Source organism: Paenibacillus sp. FSL H7-0737, assembly GCF_000758545.1.
Lineage (GTDB): Bacteria > Bacillota > Bacilli > Paenibacillales > Paenibacillaceae > Paenibacillus_AQ.
Genome location: NZ_CP009279.1, coordinates 328771 through 344734, shown reverse-complemented (window position 1 = coordinate 344734; position 15964 = coordinate 328771). Strand labels below are relative to the sequence as shown.

The following is a 15964-nucleotide window of genomic DNA, read 5'->3' as shown; positions in this document are numbered from 1 at the left end:
TATAAATATATATTTAAGCTGTAGTTACTACTGCTTCTTCAACTTCTTCATGTACAGTCTTAATCTGAATCATTACTGCATTCGGATCGGTCAGCACTTCGATTCCATCTTGGAAAATCAGGTCAGAAACTAGCAGCTGATCGCCAATATCAAGTTTACTAATATCTACTTCCATAGAAGTAGGCAAAACGCCCGGCATACAACGAACCTCTACTTCATACAATTCCACTTGCAATACGCCACCGGCTTTCACGCCGATTGCTTCCCCTGCAAAATGAATCGTAACTTTACTATCCATATTTACAGACATGTTCACATGCTGGAAATCAATATGCAAGATCTTACCTGACAGAGAATCCTTTTGAATATGCTGAACAATGATCGGCATTGCTTCATCGTCCGTTGTTTTTGCTTGCAGAATAGCCCGTGGATTTTTTTTCAAAGTACCCAACAGCTCTTTTTCATCCACTTCTACGTTCAGAGTATCTTTACCCACTCCATACAATACAGCCGGGATACGTCCCTGTTTTCTCGCTAATTTCTTTTGGGACTTTGTTTCGCCAGTACGCTTGTTTAATTGAATAAATTTACTCATTTTTTATTTCCTGCTCTCTTTGACCATAAATTCTTGTCAGTCTAAGTATAACATGACCATATAATCTAGTCAAATTTAGCAGAAATCTCCCCTTTTCCATACAAAAAAGAAGACTTGAGTGAATTCAACTTCCCATTCCTCAACTCTTCCCAACTGCACTTTCTCAATTTATTTAACGCTTACTTAAACCATGTTCACCTATCACTTCTTCTATTGTACAAACACTTTCATTCAACTCTTCGATTCCAATGAGTTCCCCAGGCTGTACATTAAAATATAAACAAAGCTTTAAGAGCAAGTCTCTGGGATACTGTACCATCTCATCCTTATACATACGGCGAACCGAATCAAAGTGATAATTAATATCCTTAGCAAGCTTTCGTATAGAGAGTTTGGGATCATGATTCTCCATGACCACACTTAATTTACTTCGGATAACCGGCATATATTCACCTCCAGCTTAAGTCCACGCCCACAAAAATCCATCGCGATCCCACGCGATTTTGCCGCCGTGCAGCTTCCGGAAAGCTTTCTTTACTTCCTTGGACAGTGAGGCATTGCCATTCTCATTCACAAATACAAATTGTTCCCCAAAATTCTCTTTCACATATTCAATCGCCGCGGTCTGATACAAGGTACCCGTAAACCGAATTTCCTTAACCATCCATTCCGCTACATCTTGTGCTGTTACTTCCATATGGATGTGCCTCCTTTCATGTACTTCATGCTAAAATGTGCCCTCATTATAACATGAATACAGCCCGACCGGACAAACGTCCGAATCGGGCTGTATTAGGATGTCTGAATTAATGTGGATATGTATGATTCGAAGAATGACGAGTCTTCTGTCCACCGCTTACCATCAACAAAATCCCTGTGATCAAGTGTAGTACCCATCCCACGAATGGAATCCAAGCGAGTAAAGAAGTTACAATTCCGAGTACTGAACCATAAATAGATTCTTGGTTCTTTGAAGATAAAATCAAAGTAACCAGGTGAAGAATAAACATCAATCCCAGTGCGGAGTACCCAGTGCCAATTACAATAGCAGCACCCAGAATTGGAATTGCTAAAATAATTTCAAATGAGCCTGTAATCCATTTCAAAGCTCTAGAAGCGCTCAAAAGACAACCTCCCAATAGGTAAAATATACTATTTATTATACAAAAAACCATCGTTCCCGTATATGATTTTTATCGTGATTTACTATTTTATTTTCATCCTAAAATCACAGGTTCATTCACCTCATGAAGTGGTTGATTTTGCACAAAAGGAGGCAGTCCTTCCTTGCTCATTGCAGCCGAAGGTGCAAGCCCTAAGCAATGGCACATTAGCGGAGCTAGCCGTAACTGGGGAATTGCTTGATCCTCTTTTTCTAGTGGTAATACATCTACTCCGAACGTATATAACGGCACATCCCGCTCGGAAGAGGTTACCCCACCATGGTACCCATTTGCGTTCATTCCATGATCTGCCGTAATCAGAATCTTATACCCCTGCTCCATCCAAATAGGCAAAACAGTGGCTAGCAGACCGTCAGCATTACGCACGGAAAGCTCATATTCCTTACTCTCCCCCCCATAATGATGCCCGGCGTCATCTATATTCATGGAGTGAATGTATAAAAAATGCGGATCATAGGCACTTCGTAAATACACGGCATCGGCAAATACATGGCTGTCAGGATAGTGATCCTCGAAATAAAAGCTTCCATGTTGAATTGGCTTCATCACATTATGCTGATGGCGATCAGCCAGTGGATCAAAGGGTGCAGAATTATAAAGCTCACTGACCCAATGATAGGCGACAGCAGCTGTACGCAAATTAGCGGCTACTACCAAATGAAATACACTTTCTTCATGGCTAGGTCTCACAATATGGTTAGCCGTAATTCCATTTTTGGACACGGGTGTACCCGTTAAGAGCACTTCATAAAGCGGACGTGATAGACTGGGTAACTCCGACTGTACTCGATAACAAGATAAGGATCCTTGCTCCACAAGATGCTCCAGATAGCCCATGTATTTGCGAGCAGCATCATATCTAAGTCCGTCCAAGACAACCACAATGAGTTTATTGGTCATTTCCGTCAATCTACTCACGCTCCTTCTCGCTCTAAATGTAAAAGCTCGGAAGGGTTCAACGCCAATGTGACTTTGTCCCCTTCTCCAACCCGCAGCCAGCGTCCATCATTTAAAAGATCAACCGTTAATCGGATTCCTTCAGCCTCAACCGTACATCGAATAATATTGCCTAGCACAGACACAGATTTAATCACTCCATTCACCAGTTGTGCTCCGGCAGCAGCCTCCTGCTGACCCGCCCCATCATGCAGTAACGTTACGGCTTCGGGGCGAATAGCAAAGCTGTCCATCCCACTATCTATTCCGTGGAACAGCGCCATCACCTCTGGCCGAGTCAATACGTTATAACTGCCCATGAACCGGGCAACGAACTCTGTGCGCGGCGCGGTGTACAGTCCTTCCGGTGTTCCATCTTGGACGATGCGTCCACCATTCATAATGCAGATGCGGTCGGATAGAATCAGCGCTTCTTCCTGATCATGCGTAACGAATAGAGTCGTCATGTTAAAGCGCTTCTGAATATCACGAATTTCAGCACGTAGATTCTTGCGGATCTTGGCATCGAGTGCACTCAGGGGTTCATCCAGCAGTAATACTTTGGGCTGCACGGCTAGAGAACGGGCCAGCGCTACCCGCTGCTGCTGTCCACCGGAGAGTGACTGCGGATAGACGTCCCGCTTCTCCTCTAGATCGACTAAAACCAGCAGTTCCTCGCAGCGGCTACGTCGGGCGGCTTTGGACAAACCACGCATCTTCATTCCATACTCAATATTTTGGCTCACCGTCAGATTAGGGAATAGAGCATAAGACTGGAACACCATCCCCACCTCGCGTTTACGGGGCGGCAGATTTGCCAGATCTTTATTCTCTAGAAGGATTCTGCCGCCATCCAGCTCCGAAAGGCCAGCTATGCAGCGAAGTAACGTACTTTTCCCGCAACCGGAAGGTCCTAGCAGCGTCACAAGCTCCCCTTCACGTATCTCCAAATCTATATTGTCTAGCACACAGGTCTCACCAAACATTTTGAGTATTCCCTGCAGCTTCAGATAATCGTTCATCCCTTAACGCCTCCTCCCATCTTTTTGCCAAGCTTCATTAGTACCATCGAAAGAACTAGAATAAACAGAAAATACGAGATGGCAATCGCACTGGCTAAATGTCCGCTTTCGCCCATTCTTTGATATAGATACACCTGAATCGTCTGAATATGCCCGCCAACTAGCATGTTTGTAAGAACAAATTCACCGAACAGAACGGAAAATGATAATAAGGTAGAGACGATAACGCCAGGCCAGATATTTGGCAAAATCACATTCATAAAAGCCGTTCTGCGGCGGGCTCCAAGCAATTCTGCGGCATGCAGCAGTTCTACGGCGTTAACGGTCAACAGACTATTGCGAATGCCCTGATACATATAGGGAAGAATGACCACAAAATACGCCCCCACCAATAAATAAGCTGTTCCAGCGATATCAAAGAGGCCAGAGGAATAGGTACGAATAAGTCCCACCGCAGCCACTACACCAGGCACCGCATAAGGCAGAACAACAATCACTTTCATAAAGCTCTCCCAGCGCGGAAAATAAATGGTGATGACAAAAACAGCTGGCAGCATCACGGCCAGACTCAGCACCACGCTAATCAGGCATAAATACAGCGAGGTCCAAAGCGCCTCCAAAAAACGAATATCCTTAAACATTTCTCCAAACCAATTCAGTGTCCAAGCTTGAGGCAACAAGGTATTCTGCCAGTCCTGCGCGAAGGCATAAATACCGGTTGCTAACAGTGGAAGTAATAAATACACCATGAGCATTAGCATGAAAGTGCGCGGAGCGAAGCCTGCTTTACGTATATTCATTGCCCCACCTCCTCACTAGCTGCTGTCCACAAGCGCCGAGAAGATTTGGTTTTCACATCCGGTTTACTGAGCGCTTTAGCTCCAAATCTCTCCGTTCGCCGAACCATCAGATGATTCAAATAGACGGCCAAAATCGTAGTCAGACCCAGTAGAACAGCAAGCGTACTCCCCATTTCTGGCTGAGTAACCACATCTCCAGCAACCAGTGAACCGATACGTACCGCCAGCAGATTATAATTCCCGCCAACCAAAGCATATGCCGTTGCATAGGCACCCATCGCATTGGCAAACAGTATTCCCAGTGTGCCGAAGATCGCCGGAGTTAGAATTGGCAGCCCAATCGTCTTCCAGAACTGCCACGGTCCTGCTCCCAGCAAGGACGCCGCCTCTCTCCACTGCTCACGAATTCCGTAAAAGGATGGATACAAGAGCAGTAAGGCTAATGGAACCTGAAAATAGACATACACCAGAATCAGACCAGACCAGCTATATAAATCAAAATCGGTAAAAACACTCCAGCCCCACTGTTTGAATAAGAGCGTAAACACTCCATTGTTACCAAGCAAAATAATATACGCAAAAGCCAGCGGAACTCCTGCGAAGTTAGAGGTCATATTCGACAGCATTAAGAGTCTGTCCCTTACCCTCGGAGTGAACCGAGTAATACAATATGCACAAAAAAGTCCGACAATGATCCCTATCAGACTTGAGGTTAAAGAGATCAGCAAGCTGTTCTTGATTGCCTGCATGTAATAGGCACTTTGCAGTGCATGCAGGTAATTGCCTAGCGTAAGTCCAGTTCCATCGGCCTTTTGGAAACTTCCCGTCAGCATGGACAATACAGGCACCAGCTGAAATGCCAACACCATCAGTGCAAACGGAATGAGTGCCAGGATCACACCGCGGCTTTTCTGTTTCAACTTCCTCACTCCTTGTCGCGGGAATAGAACAAGGGCACCTTACGGCATCGTAACGAAGGCGCCCTGTTTCTTTTTTGGGGGAAGAACAATTCTAGTTCAAATGCACAAGCACACGTTCCTGCCATAACTGTGGAATGGTCTTCGCTGTTTCTTCCCATACCTTGTAATCGCCAACAGGCTTAGCGTTAACATACTCCTCTTTTGGCAGCAGCTTAGCCGCAACATCATCCGGCAGTATTACACTGTCACGGATCGGACGAGCGTACCCTTTGGCAAGATTAATCTGTCCTTCATCACTAAGGATGTATTGACGTGTCAGCTTCGCAGCGTTAGGATGCGGCGCATATTTGTTGATGATCGTTGCATAACCGCTCACCACACTGCCTTCCTTCGGAATGGCTACCGCGAAGCCATCTTTGTTGATCTGATCTCTATAGTTCAAAGCGTTGAAATCCCACAGCAGGGTAACTTCTACTTCCCCTTTTTCAATGTTAGCAAGAGAAGCTTCTGCATTGGAGAGACGTCCTTTTTTAGCTAAATCTTCGAAAAAAGCAATCCCCGGTTCAATGTTCGACTCATCGCCACCAAAAGCAATCGCCGCGGCCAATACAGCCATCTGCGCTTGAGCAGCTTTGGTTACATCACCTACGATGATTTTGTAATTTCCGTTCTTCAGATCTTCCCAGCTCTTCGGTGGATTAGCCACGAGCTTGGTGTTTGTCAGAAACGAAATCGTCCCTTGATAGCCGACAATCCAATTCCCGTCCTTATCCTTAGCCCAATTAGGGATCTCATCCCAGTAGGTCGTTTTATAAGGTTGTGTTACTCCTTTATCCACGGCAACCGATCCAAAAGCGATCCCTACATCTCCGATGTCAGCCGTTGGTTTATCTTTTTCCGCATCAAACTTGGCAATTTCCTCCGCACTCGACATATCCGTATCTGAATGTGTAAGACCATACTTACTACTCATATCACTCCATGTATCTTTCCAGTTCGCCCAGGAATCCGGCATTCCCACGCTGATAACACTGCCCTCTTCTTTAGCTTTACTCTCGATCTCGGTCAGACTTAATTCTTTGGTGCCAGCATTTCCATTCGTTGATTCGTCAGCCTTAGCCGAATTTCCACAAGCAGCAAGCAACAGGACGAGCAAGGATAACATTAGACCCATCGATAATTGATTTTTGATCCCTTTTTTCATGATTTCCCCTTCACTCCTATTTCTTATTTGCGGGCTTCTCTATGCTCCAACTGTTAGGCACCCAATTGCAGTATAGGCGTGTACTATTTTCGCGGCATTAAGGAGGATAGGAATATTTGTAAATAAAAAGTAAGACATACCAAAAAACCACCTGATTCACTCAGGCGGTTCTCGTGTTTATGCTTAAAGCTATACTACCTTCTACGCGCCGCCACACTTACCACGCCGTATCTATAGAGCACTTTCTTGCCGAACCATCCAAATAACCGATCCGTGAAAAAGCCCATAAAGCCAAGACAGAATAACCCTACAAAGATCCAATCTGTCCGGAAAAACAATCTGGAATTCCAAATCAGATAACCTACACCTTCGTTCGAAGCAATCATTTCCGCACCGATAATCGCCATATACGAGGTTCCCATCGCTAACCGGATGCCTGTAAAAATATACGGTATCGTCGCCGGGACGATCACATGAATCAGAATTTGCCACTCACTGGCGCCCATACTACGGGCTGAGCGGATTTTATCCTCCTCTACGGACATCACACCGGTCAAGGTATTCAGCACCACAATAAAAAAGGTAGCGTACATAATCAACGCAATCTTCGACTGCTCCCCAATGCCAAACCACACTAGAAACAATGTAATGAATGCAATCGGCGGGATAAAACGAATAAAGTTCAGAAAAGGCTCTGCAAAGATACGAATCACATTCACCTTTCCAATAATCAGACCTACGGGAATCGCCATTAAACTGCCGAGTACCCAGCCAATTAGCACCCGGTAAAAGCTTATCCCTATATATTGCATCAAAGTTCCGTCTTCTAGAAGTTCCCGTCCACCCTTAAGCGTACTCCAGGGTCCAGGGATCACATCAGGACCGTAGATCACTGCCCCAAGCTGCCAGACGCAGAGTGCGGCAATCCATAGTATGGATACAGAAACCCATTTCTTTTCCACCCATTTCATCATCTGTCCCACCCTATCCTATTCTTCGAAATGGCTCTGAATCTGGTTGTATAGCGAATAAAATTCCGCTGAGGCTACGTCCCGTGGATAAGGCAGCGTATTGTCATAAATGTCCGTGATGTTAGAGGAAGGGCCTACAGACATAATGCCGATCCGTTCCCCCAATAGCAAGGCTTCCTGAATATCATGGGTTACAAAAATCACCGTCTTATGCGTCTGTTGCCAGATGTTGACCAGTTCTTTCTGCATCGTCCTCCGGGTCATCGCATCAAGCGCACCAAAGGGTTCATCCATCAGCAGGATCGCTGGATCATTGGCAAGCACCCGTGCCAGCTGAACACGCTGCTTCATGCCTCCCGATAGCTCCTTCGGGAACTTCTCCTCATGCCCGTTCAGTCCTACAAGTCCGATGAACCTATCCGATATCGTGCGCCGTTCAGCCTTTGCGATTTTCTTCATTCGCAGTCCAAACTCCACATTCTCTCGAACCGTTAGCCAAGGGAATAAAGAGGAATCTGCTTGCTGAAATACAACAGCCCGATCTCTGCCAGGCTTATTCACCTCTTCGTTATCCACCCGAAGGTTACCGCCAGATTTGGAAACAAATCCGGCGATCATATTCAGCAGCGTCGACTTTCCGCAGCCACTTGGACCGAGTAGAACGAAGAACTCTCCGCCTTTGATTACGAGATCCACATCTTTAATAATATAATGAACATCTCCAGCGGCTGACTCACTGTAGCTCTTGCGAAGCTGCTCAATATGAATGGTGTGCTGCTTAGCAGGTGATGACATGCTGAACCCTCCTATTTCTTATACGTGACTTTTTCCGGCAAAGCTTTGGTTAGCGGTTCAAGATTCAGCTTGCTATCCAGATCGAAATCCTTCTCGATGATTCCATTGTCGACCATATATTTCTTCTGCTTCGTCAGACTGTCATAGGCCGCCTGCGTGAATCCGAGCGCCCATGGATTGTTCGGAAGATCTTTGATCGTCGATTCCTTAGGCTGCTTCACTTCCTCGTACATCAAATCAGCAACCTCATCTGGATGAGCCTGGGCATAGCCCCCTGCTTCATCCACTGCTGCGAGAAAGTTCGCGATCCCCTCTGGATTTTTCGTTACAAAATCATTCCCTGCTACAATGCCCATCCCTAACCGCACGGTTGTTTTGGACATATCCGTCAGCTCATGTACGCCTGCAAGGGCACCCAGCTTATCATTAAGAACTGAACCATAGAACCATGCACCATCCACAGCCCCTTGCTTCAAAGCGATATAAGATTCGTCAAAGGCTCCCTGCCCTATCAATTCCATATCACTGAGCGCGATGTTATGCTCTTTTAAATATTCATCCCAAAGGTACGGAATGAAGGTTCCACGAATAAAGCTCAGCTTCTTGCTTTTCAATTCCTCAGCTGTCTTGATATCATCCTGTACGAACAGCTTCCATTCTGTAGAAGCTTCATCTGTCGCCAGACCCGCAGAGGCGATGATAGCGTAATCTCCTTTCGACACTGCGTTCAACAAGGGAAAATCGGCCCCGAAAGCAACATCTACCTGTTTAATGAAGAGTGCATTTACACCTTCTGCCGGGGAACCAAAGTTGACTAGTTCGGCGTTTATCCCGTGTTTGGCGAAGATACCTTTATCTAATGCCACACGAAAGGTTGGATTCGTATTGATGTCAGCGATTTTAATCTTCAATGTCTCTTTTTTGCCGTTCAATGCTCCATCTTTAGAGGACGACGCATCACCTTTGGAGCTGCAACCTGATAATAGGATAACAACGGATAAGGATAAGAGCAGAAAGCTTGAGCTGATCCATGACTTTTTCACAACGACATCCCCCTCAAATGTATTAGTTGGCTTTGCGGCTACTACCTTCATCAGTCGTCGCCACACAAGCAGCCCCCTCAACAAACGGCAGGGTTGTTGCCACGTTCACTACCGAATCCGATCCCTTAGGTGCAGCTCCTGGTACTCTGAACTGCGTGACATCTATCGGCTCAATCGCTTGTTCTTCCGGCTTCTCCAGCTGTGGTACCCACGCATAAGGCACACGATAGGAACGGTAAACCATGTTTGTATTTCTGGAATCGTTATACGGTGAGATATATTCCCAGACCAGTTCATGCTCTGGTGTAACCTCGAAAAGTCTACCGTTAGATCCTTCCGTTATTAAGGTGTTGCCATTCGGAAGCCGCTGTGCTGAGCTGATATAAGGACTGTAGAATTTGTAGGAATCCGTCGGAACGGAGAAGCCTGCTTCTGCCGCGGTATACTGCCATTCAATTTCGAGTGTCACTGGATTAATCTCTAGAATTCGAGAGTAGTCGCGAAGTGCATTTTTTTGCCCAAAGGGTGAAGATGGATTGGGAAGACCATAACCGCCCCAACCTCCGTTATCAAATACGAGCAGGTTTCCTTCTCCCGGCAAGCCCTTCGGAATGATGTGCGCATGATGCTGGCCAATGATCCAATCGATATGCTTCAATTCTGGCAGTGAGTAGTCTGGACCGATTCTCCACACGATAGCCCCGGTACGCTTATCTGTAATTGCGATAATATTCGCTTCCCGTGCATCCCAGATCACGTTATCTGGATGGAAACGCTCATCGCCTGCATCGTAAAACTTATTAGGTCCTACATACGAAGCTGAATTGATATGCAACCAGTCACCCACACCGCCCCCCAGATTCCCGAAGGAGCGTGAGTTAGGATCACGGAATAAGACGTTTTTCGCCGCTTCATCAAAGCCTAGCTCTGCAAAATGTTCATTCGGAGCCCACTCCCAAACGATATTCCCTTCCCAATCCACTTCGATAATCGTGTCATCCAGCAGCTGCTTGTCGGAGATTTGGTGGTTGTAGATATTTTTGTGAGCGAGGATTAGGGTTTTGCCACCGTCAACCTTAGGCTCTAGCCCTGGTGCAAAATAACCTACTGGATTGCCCTCGCGCTGATAATCATGATGCTGGCGGGCATACCAGAGCGGTTCATAACCCGGATCTTCTATATGTTCATAGCTGTTATATTTCCATACAATGTTACCGTCCCAATCGACCTGCACCAGATCTACATTATCCTGAATGCCAAATTTGGGATCTCTCCTTCCTGTACTGCCTAGCACATAACCACCAGGGAAGATTTTAGCCGGAAACCCGAGCAGCCCCTTCCACAGATGCACTTCTTTACCGTTCATATCAATCAGTACAACACCTTCTTCACCCGCTTGAAATACGGTATAGCCACTCCACGCTTTGCTCGGATTATATACGGTTGCTCCAGTTGGAAATATGGTTGAATGTCCCATCGTTCATCTCTCCTACATTTAATTTATTTTAATAGCTAAGATAATTACTTTTCTTTGTGACTGCTCGTGGCTTCTGTTCAAGGTTTGGAGAAGCTTCAGCCTCAGCATTCTCCTTCACCAGCTTCAGCAAGATGTCTGAGAATCCTTCGAGATTACTAATGATCCGCTGATAAAAGTGACTTTGCTGCACCAATTCCTCTTCCGTGAACCCCTCAAACAGAAGCGAAATACATCGTTCCCCAATGTTGCTGTTAAGCTCTGCCATCTTCCGGCCTTTGTCTGTGATGTCCAGCATCACCGTCCTGCGGTCCCCTTCCTTACGTCTGCGTACAGTAAATCCGCCTGCCTCAAGCTTATCGCTCAAAGCTGTGATCGCACCTGACGTAAAGTCCAGTTCATCTGCTAAATCCCCAAGCCGCTGTTCACCCTCGCGAATGATTTTATGTAGAATCAGCATGCCGGGTAAAGAGATGCCTGCTACTGCAACCTTATCCCGTTCCTTTACAAATCTGCGGACCATCTTGCGGAATACCCAGTCCGTCTCCTCCAGCTGTCTCCAATACGTATCGCTCATTCTTACCTCATCTCTCTCCATAGCCAACAAAAAAAGACTCCCAGCACATATCCCAGGCAAGGGAAAAGTGCGGGAGCCTTTGGCGGTCCAATCGGCTCAGATAAATTATTTCACTGTTCATTTAATTAGTGTTTAAGTATTGCTGATATCATATAACCCTTTATTCCTACCTGTCAAGTATGTATTTTTAATTCTAAAAAAATCACCCCAATACCGGTGCAGATCGCATGCTTGTACTAATTCAAAATCAAATAAATTTTAAGCTTTTCCATTGACATTTTGCCCATTGTTAAATATATTGTACCTAAGAATAAATGTTTACCTAGGGAAACAAATTAGATAATTAAAATAAATGTTTCCAATAGGAAACAAATCAATAAATTTCAAGACGAGGAGCTTTTTAATGATTGAAATTAGAAACCTAAACGTGGATTATTTCGGTAATTCAGCGCTAGAAAATGTAAATATCGATATTCCCTTTGGGTATACCATCGGAATTATCGGGCCAAATGGTGCAGGAAAATCGACATTCATTAAGTCATTGTTAGAAGTAATCAAGAAAAGAAGCGGAACGGTGAGGGTAGAGGGAAAAGACATTTCTGAGTATAAACGGAAGATCGCATATGTACCGCAAAAAAATGATATTGACCTTACTTTTCCAATCACAGTGAACGATACAGTGCTAACTGGAACCTATCCAAACTTAAGAATCTTCCAGCGCCCCGGGAAAAAAGAGCGGCAACGCGTCGAGGAATGTATGGCCATGGTAGATATAAGTGATCTTGCAAATAAACAAATTAGTAATTTGTCTGGAGGACAACTACAAAGAGTTTTTATTGCCAGAGCGCTTGCCCAAAAAGCGGATGTATTTTTTTTAGACGAACCTTTTGTCGGTATAGATCTAGTCAGTGAAAAAATCATTGTAAAACTGCTTAAACAGCTTCGCGAAGAAGGGAAAACCATATTGATCGTTCATCATGATTTACATGAAGTCGAAGAATACTTTGACAAAGTAATCATTCTCAATAAAAAGCTTATTGCTTTTGGCGATGTGAAAGACACCTTTACAGCCGACAATATCCTAAATGCTTACGGGGCTTCCTTAGGTAATCTTGTAATCAAAGGAATGGGGGGCGCCGAAAATGATTGATTATTTCTCATCATTATTAAACATTCCGATCTATGCGCTTAACGCCGGATTGTCTGCTATCATTCTCGGCATTGTTTCAGGGGTTTTAGGAAGTTTTATTGTACTTAGAAAAATGTCATTAATGGGAGATGCTTTATCTCATGCTGTATTACCAGGTGTGGCGTTATCTTATATTTTAGGGATCAACATTCTTGTAGGAGCTTCATTGTTTGGACTTTTAGCGGCCATCCTCATTCAATTCATAACAAGTCGCAGCAATATCAAAAGTGATACCTCGATCGGAATTATTCTCAGCTCATTTTTCGCTCTAGGAATTGTCTTAATCACTTTCGCCAAGAGCGGGCTTGATCTAACTCATATTTTATTCGGTAACATCTTAGCCGTCCCGCAGTCCGAGTTAATGCAATCATTTATTATCATGCTTGTTGTTATTGCCATCATTTCATTGTTGTATAAAGAGCTGTTAATTAGCTCGTTTGATCCTGTCGTCTCTAAGGCATTTGGTTTAAAAACGGGATTCTATCATTATTTATTGATGATGCTGTTATCCGTGGTTACTGTGTCCTCATTATCTCAAGTAGGCATTGTGCTTGTGATTGCAATGCTAGTTATTCCAGCAGCTACATCATATCTTTGGACAAATAAGCTGATCCATATGATTATCCTGGCTTCCACCATCGGCGCTGTATCTGGAATTATAGGTGTGATCATTAGCTTCAGATTCAATTTACCTACAAGTGCCACCATTGTTCTAGTAGGGGTAAGTTTGTTTGCTATATCATTTATTATCTCGCCCAAAAATAATTTTCTAAGAAAAGGGGTTAAACAAGGATGAAAAAAACAATAAAGATGCTCTCTTTGACAATGTTCATCTTGCTATTTACCGCATGTTCAACCGTTAGTGAGGGAGAAGCAGACCATGACAAATTGAAGATTGTTGCAACCTACTCCATTATCGCGGATATGACCGAAAACATTGTAGGGGAAAAAGCTGAGGTCTATAGCATGGTTCCCATCGGAACAGACCCGCATATGTACGATCCATTACCTAAGGATACAAGTAAAGTATCTAGTGCAGATTTAGTTTTTTATAACGGATTGAACCTGGAAACAGGTAAGGGGTGGTTCCAAGACCTTCTTGATGTCACTAATAAAAAGGATGTCGCTTTTGCCGTCTCAGATGAAGTAACTCCAATGTACCTAACAGAAAAAGGTAAAGAAACTCAAGAAGATCCTCATGCCTGGCTTGATGTTCAGAATGCTATTAAATATGTAGATATCATCACTAAACATGTAATCGAAAAAGATCCGGACAACAAAGAATTTTATCTGAATAACCAATCAGAATATGTTAAGAAACTTAATGAATTGGATCAATATGCAAAAGAAGCGGTAAAAAAAGTCCCGCAGGAGAAACGTATTTTGGTTACAAGCGAAGGGGCATTTAAATATTTTTCAAAAGCCTACGGATTTGAATCCGCATTTATTTGGGAAATCAATACCGATAGTCAAGGAACGCCAGAACAAATGAAAAATATAATTAAAATCATTGATGAAAATCAAGTGCCGGCTTTATTTTTGGAAACGAGCGTTAATCCGAAAACAATGGAAACCATCTCCAATGAAACGGGTGTACCGATACATTCTAAGATTTTCACCGATTCTTTAGCTAAGAAAGGCGAAGAAGGCGACACATACATTAAGATGATTAAATGGAATATTGATAAAGTCGTTGAAGGATTGTCGTCATAAAAAAAGGCTGTCGAGATTTTTCTCGACAGCCTTAACTTTTATAATAACGAACCATTATTGACCACTTTCCAGTACAATTGCGTGACTGTCCTCATCATAAACCTGCATAAAAGCTGAAACCGTCGGCAAATATTCAGCTGCCACATATAAAGTGCCCTTTATGTTTTGCACATTAAGGCTTGCATCTGGCTTTAGGGAAAGTGTCCACTCCCCTTTGCTAATCATCGTCTCTTTGCTTGCCGAATCCCAACGAATGTCCGCTCCCCATGCGCTAAATAGCGCTCTAACCGGTAAATAAATTTTGCCGGATTGCTCAAGTGGTAGATTGTTAGTATTCAATTTCACCTGTACTCCGTCCAACCATACTTGCATGTCCTTACCCGCTGGTAGTAGCGAGACTGCATCGAGCAGATCACCCTCGCTACGCAGTGGCTTAAGGGCTTGCAAATCGAGACTCAATACCTTCAGCTTGTTATTCAGCGTATCCGTCACATACAATTTCCCGGAAGCAAACGCAACACCGGAAGGCTGATTAAACATCACTTTATCCAATGCTCCAACTTGATCTCCCAAGGTGCCCTGCCCTGCAACTGTGATGACTCTTCCATCTTTCTGAATGGCCCGAACCCTATGGTTCAGACTATCAGCAATCAGCAAGACTCCATCGGCATAGGCGAGTCCACGAGGACGATGGAACAGCGCAGACAGACGATCTCCATTGCGGAACCCTCCAGCCATATATCCAGTCACTGGATCAACTGTCGTTGCTTTGCCCGCAAAGGTCTCAACCATATTGCCTTTAATCAATCGAATCATCTGATTCCCACTGTCAGCCACATAGAGATTACCGGTTTCATCGAACACAAGACCCACGGGCTCATTAAATTTGGCCGAAGCTACCGAACCATCTAAATAAGCACCAATATTACCCTGCTGACCTGCAAAAGTAGTCACAATACCTTCCGGTGTAACTTTGCGAATCACATGATTCAGCGTATCGGCTACATATACATTGTCATTATTGTCTATTGCCAATCCACCCGGCGCGTTAAACTGCGCGGTATTGGGTTGTCCATCTTTATAGCCAGCCGCTCCCGTTCCTGCGAAGGTATATACTTCTCCATTCTTAATTTTACGGATGACATGATTGTCGGTATCACTGATATAGATAATGCCTTTACTGTCAGCAGCGGTATACGTCGGATGATTAAACAAGGCCTTTGCACTATTCGCATCGATATATCCTTCTGCACCTTGTCCAGCCACTGTCTGCAGCTCACCATTACTCCACTTGCTGATAGTACCGCTTCCGGACTGTACGATAATGAGATCATTGCTGCCAGATACAGCAGTCAATCCCCATGGCTGTTTAAGAGAGAGTACAGCGTTAGAAGAGATATTCTGATTTATACTCCCTTGAACGTTGCCGCTTACGGGTTGTACTGCCTCTGCGGTAACGATGCTAGATGGCACTGCGCTTATGAGCATAAATCCACAAACGATGGAGATGAGTTCCTTTTTCATTATGTTTGTTCTCCTCT

The 15964-nt window shown here is 44.4% G+C and carries 18 protein-coding genes; 3 read left to right on the top strand and 15 right to left on the bottom strand.

From position 1 onward, the window contains the following. Positions 1-13: 13 nt before the first annotated feature. The 14 genes from H70737_RS01580 to H70737_RS01515 all read right to left on the bottom strand — a co-directional run bounded on the left by H70737_RS01580 (position 14) and on the right by H70737_RS01515 (position 11521). Positions 14-595: a 50S ribosomal protein L25 gene (locus H70737_RS01580; protein ID WP_042184221.1), complete on the bottom strand. Its 582-nt coding sequence runs from the start codon at positions 593-595 to the stop codon at positions 14-16. Positions 596-767: 172 nt separating this feature from the next. Further along, complete coding sequence (locus H70737_RS01575) at positions 768-1040, bottom strand: helix-turn-helix domain-containing protein (protein ID WP_042184219.1); 273 nt, start codon at positions 1038-1040, stop codon at positions 768-770. Positions 1041-1055: 15 nt separating this feature from the next. Beyond that, a complete protein-coding gene (locus H70737_RS01570) occupies positions 1056-1292 on the bottom strand; it encodes a DUF6953 family protein (protein ID WP_042123499.1) in 237 nt (78 codons plus the stop codon). Between the two features lie 109 nt (positions 1293-1401). Continuing rightward, positions 1402-1719 carry a hypothetical protein gene (locus H70737_RS01565; protein ID WP_042184217.1) on the bottom strand — a complete coding sequence of 106 codons (318 nt, stop codon included), beginning with the start codon at positions 1717-1719 and terminating at the stop codon, positions 1402-1404. A 93-nt stretch (positions 1720-1812) separates the two neighbouring features. Then, positions 1813-2679: an alkaline phosphatase family protein gene (locus H70737_RS01560; RefSeq protein ID WP_081951247.1), complete on the bottom strand. Its 867-nt coding sequence runs from the start codon at positions 2677-2679 to the stop codon at positions 1813-1815. A 14-nt stretch (positions 2680-2693) separates the two neighbouring features. Then, positions 2694-3737: an ABC transporter ATP-binding protein gene (locus H70737_RS01555; protein ID WP_042184215.1), complete on the bottom strand. Its 1044-nt coding sequence runs from the start codon at positions 3735-3737 to the stop codon at positions 2694-2696. Beyond that, on the bottom strand, positions 3734-4537 hold the full coding sequence (locus H70737_RS01550) for an ABC transporter permease (protein WP_042184213.1): 804 nt from the start codon (positions 4535-4537) through the stop codon (positions 3734-3736). Before H70737_RS01550 ends, H70737_RS01555 begins: the two co-directional genes overlap by 4 nt. Then, entirely contained in the window at positions 4534-5457 is a 924-nt protein-coding gene (locus tag H70737_RS01545) for an ABC transporter permease (RefSeq protein ID WP_042184211.1), read from the bottom strand. Before H70737_RS01545 ends, H70737_RS01550 begins: the two co-directional genes overlap by 4 nt. Positions 5458-5548: 91 nt before the next feature. Continuing rightward, positions 5549-6661 carry an ABC transporter substrate-binding protein gene (locus tag H70737_RS01540; RefSeq protein ID WP_042184209.1) on the bottom strand — a complete coding sequence of 371 codons (1113 nt, stop codon included), beginning with the start codon at positions 6659-6661 and terminating at the stop codon, positions 5549-5551. A 194-nt stretch (positions 6662-6855) separates the two neighbouring features. After that, entirely contained in the window at positions 6856-7632 is a 777-nt protein-coding gene (locus H70737_RS01535) for an ABC transporter permease (protein ID WP_042184207.1), read from the bottom strand. An 18-nt stretch (positions 7633-7650) separates the two neighbouring features. Beyond that, complete coding sequence (locus tag H70737_RS01530) at positions 7651-8427, bottom strand: ABC transporter ATP-binding protein (protein WP_042184205.1); 777 nt, start codon at positions 8425-8427, stop codon at positions 7651-7653. 11 nt (positions 8428-8438) lie between these two features. After that, on the bottom strand, positions 8439-9470 hold the full coding sequence (locus H70737_RS01525) for an ABC transporter substrate-binding protein (protein ID WP_042193139.1): 1032 nt from the start codon (positions 9468-9470) through the stop codon (positions 8439-8441). Between the two features lie 22 nt (positions 9471-9492). Next, the gene (locus tag H70737_RS01520; protein WP_042184203.1) at positions 9493-10947 is read right to left on the bottom strand and encodes an aryl-sulfate sulfotransferase; all 1455 of its coding nucleotides are present in this window, start codon (positions 10945-10947) and stop codon (positions 9493-9495) included. A gap of 28 nt (positions 10948-10975) precedes the next feature. Further along, complete coding sequence (locus H70737_RS01515) at positions 10976-11521, bottom strand: MarR family winged helix-turn-helix transcriptional regulator (protein WP_042193136.1); 546 nt, start codon at positions 11519-11521, stop codon at positions 10976-10978. A 406-nt stretch (positions 11522-11927) separates the two neighbouring features. Here H70737_RS01515 and H70737_RS01510 point away from each other — a divergent pair, with 406 nt between their 5' ends. Genes H70737_RS01510 through H70737_RS01500 form a run of 3 tightly spaced genes read left to right on the top strand, consistent with a single transcriptional unit; the run spans position 11928 to position 14423 of the window. Next, positions 11928-12671: a metal ABC transporter ATP-binding protein gene (locus tag H70737_RS01510; RefSeq protein ID WP_197071295.1), complete on the top strand. Its 744-nt coding sequence runs from the start codon at positions 11928-11930 to the stop codon at positions 12669-12671. Then, entirely contained in the window at positions 12664-13506 is an 843-nt protein-coding gene (locus H70737_RS01505) for a metal ABC transporter permease (protein ID WP_042184200.1), read from the top strand. The genes H70737_RS01510 and H70737_RS01505 overlap by 8 nt, the downstream gene beginning before the upstream one ends. Continuing rightward, positions 13503-14423, top strand: coding sequence for a metal ABC transporter substrate-binding protein (locus tag H70737_RS01500; protein ID WP_042184197.1), 921 nt, complete (start codon positions 13503-13505; stop codon positions 14421-14423). The genes H70737_RS01505 and H70737_RS01500 overlap by 4 nt, the downstream gene beginning before the upstream one ends. Positions 14424-14477: 54 nt before the next feature. Here the strand turns inward: H70737_RS01500 and H70737_RS29585 are convergent, their stop codons facing one another. Beyond that, a complete protein-coding gene (locus H70737_RS29585) occupies positions 14478-15947 on the bottom strand; it encodes a stalk domain-containing protein (protein ID WP_052404117.1) in 1470 nt (489 codons plus the stop codon). Positions 15948-15964: the final 17 nt, after the last annotated feature.